At 71.2% G+C, this 2,805-nt stretch carries 1 protein-coding gene and 1 pseudogene; both read left to right on the top strand.

The annotated features are described in order from the left end of the window. A pseudogene (locus ND748_RS29475) lies at nucleotides 1-193 on the top strand (transcriptional repressor NrdR); the annotation flags it as partial. Nucleotides 194-627: 434 nt separating this feature from the next. Beyond that, a partial coding sequence (locus tag ND748_RS29470; RefSeq protein ID WP_251749464.1) for a vitamin B12-dependent ribonucleotide reductase occupies nucleotides 628-2,805 on the top strand: 2,178 nt, incomplete at its 3' end.

Here is a 2,805-nt window from a genome sequence, read left to right as displayed (position 1 = left end):
CGCGGACACCGCGCGCCCCGGCCGGCCAGGCCGGGACACGCTCGCCGCCGTCCGCGAGCACCCGGCGTCGTCGAGCCGTCGTGGCGGCGGAAACCAGTTGAACGTCGTCGGGGGCGGTCGCGACCGGGCCGAGCCGAGTACGGGGGAGTACGAGGGCGGGCGGCCGAGCGGCGCCTCGGCCACCCGCATCTGACGGACTAACGCGGGACCGCCGAGGTCCCGTCCGTCCCACCAGCAGTTCGCCGCCGCCCCGCCGGCCCGTTCCCGTGTTCGGCCGGGACGACCTGACCCGCCCGGCGTGGGCGTTCGATCCCGCGGGACCGATCCTGCGCGGACCGATCCCGCGGGACCCGGTTTCGCGCGGCCCGGTTCTGCGTTCCGCCTGCCACCCGTACCCGGCCGTGCCCGTGGCCGGACGGCGCCGGGACGCAGGCCGGACCGCCAGGCTCGCCGTGTTCGTCACGCGTGCCGCTGCGCCGGACCCGGTTGACCCCAGGGTCCGGAGCCGGCCGGCACGCCGATTCGCCCGCGGTCCGCCGTCCACACCTGCGGTGGACCGGACCCGGGCGGGGATGCCACCACCAGTGCGCCAGTGCGCGCCGATGAGAAGACAGGACGAGGAGCGTCATGACCGAAAGTCGCGGTACGAAGGCGGGCAGGTCTGCGGCCAGAGCGGGCGGACTGAAGATCCGGCGCTCGCGCACCACTGTCGGCGTGCACCCGTACGACGAGGTCACCTGGGAGACCCGGGACGTCGTCATGACCAACTGGCGGGACGGCTCGATCAACTTCGAGCAGCGCGGGGTGGAGTTCCCCGAGTTCTGGTCGGTCAACGCGTCGAACATCGTGACGAGCAAGTACTTCCGTGGGGCGCTGGGCACGCCGACCCGCGAGTCCTCCCTGCGCCAGCTCATCGACCGGGTGGTGCACGCCTACACCGCCGGCGGCCGCGAGCACGGCTACTTCGCCACCGACGCCGACGCCGAGACCTTCGAGCACGAGCTGACCTGGATGCTGCTCCACCAGGTGTTCAGCTTCAACTCCCCGGTGTGGTTCAACGTCGGAACCACGGCGCCGCAGCAAGTCTCAGCGTGTTTCATTCTTTCAGTTGATGACACCATGGAGTCGATTCTCAACTGGTACCGCGAGGAAGGGCTGATCTTCAAGGGCGGTTCGGGGGCCGGGCTGAACCTGTCCCGCATCCGCTCCTCGAAGGAGCTGCTGTCCTCCGGCGGCACGGCGTCCGGCCCGGTGAGCTTCATGCGCGGCGCCGACGCGTCGGCGGGCACGATCAAGTCGGGCGGGGCGACCCGCCGCGCCGCGAAGATGGTCGTGCTCGACGTCGACCACCCGGACATCGTCGAGTTCGTCGAGACGAAGGCCCGGGAGGAGAACAAGATCCGGGCGCTGCGGGACGCCGGGTTCGACATGGATCTCGGCGGCCGCGACATCGCCTCCGTGCAGTACCAGAACGCCAACAACTCGGTCCGGGTCACCGACGAGTTCATGCGCGCGGTCGTCGACGGGGGCAGCTTCGACCTGCGGGCGCGTCTCGACGGCCGGACGATCGAGACGATCGACGCCAAGGGGCTGTTCCGCACCGTCGCCGAGGCGGCGTGGGCCTGCGCGGACCCCGGCATCCAGTACGACGGCACGATCAACGACTGGCACACCTGCCCCGAGAGCGGCCGGATCAGCGCCTCCAACCCCTGCAGCGAGTACGTGCACCTGGACAACTCAAGCTGCAACCTCGCGTCGCTGAACCTGTTGAAGTTCCTGCGCCCGGACCGGACGTTCGACGCCGAGGCGTTCGTCGCCGCGGTCGAATTGATCATCACCGCGATGGACATCTCGATCTGCTTTGCGGACTTCCCGACGCCGGAGATCACCGCGGTCACCCGCGCCTACCGCCAGCTCGGCATCGGCTACGCCAACCTCGGGGCGCTGCTCATGGCCAGCGCCCGCGCCTACGACTCCGACGGCGGCCGCGCGCTCGCCGGGTCCATCACCTCGCTGATGACCGCCACCGCCTACCGGCGCTCGGCGGAGCTCGCCGGCATCGTCGGCGCCTACGACGGCTTCGCCCGCAACGCCGACGCGCACCGCCGGGTGGTGCGCAAGCACTCCGCCGCGAACGACACCGTGCGGTCCGTGCACACCGAGGACACCCGGGTTCTCGCCGCGGCGTCCAAGGAGTGGGCCCGGGCGCAGACTCTGGGCGACAAGCACGGCTGGCGCAACGCCCAGGTGAGCCTGCTCGCCCCGACCGGCACGATCGGCCTGGCGATGGACTGCGACACCACCGGCATCGAACCGGACCTCGCCCTGGTGAAGATGAAGAAGCTGGTCGGCGGCGCCAGCATGCGGATCGTCAACCAGACGGTTCCGGCGGCGCTGCGCGCGCTCGGTTACCCGGAGGAGACCCTCGAGGCGATCGTCGAGTACATCGCCGAGCACGGCCACGTCGTCGACGCCCCCGGCCTGCGCCCGGAGCACTACGACGTGTTCGACTGCGCGATCGGCGAGCGGGCCATCTCGCCGATGGGGCATGTGCGGATGATGGCCGCGGTGCAGCCGTTCCTGTCCGGCGCGATCTCCAAGACGGTGAACATGCCCTCGACGGCGACCGTCGAGGAGGTCGAGGAGATCTATCTGGAGGGCTGGCGGCTGGGTCTGAAGGCGCTGGCGATCTACCGGGACAACTGCAAGGTCGGCCAGCCGTTGTCCGACGTCCGGGGGGCGAAGCGGGACGCGGCGGCGAGTGCCGCCACCGCCGCGGCCCTGGCGGCGCCCCCGGCCGGCGTG

The sequence above is a fragment of the Frankia sp. AiPs1 genome (genome assembly GCF_023716945.1).
GTDB lineage: Bacteria > Actinomycetota > Actinomycetes > Frankiales > Frankiaceae > Frankia.
This window is presented reverse-complemented; position numbering and strand designations above follow the sequence as displayed.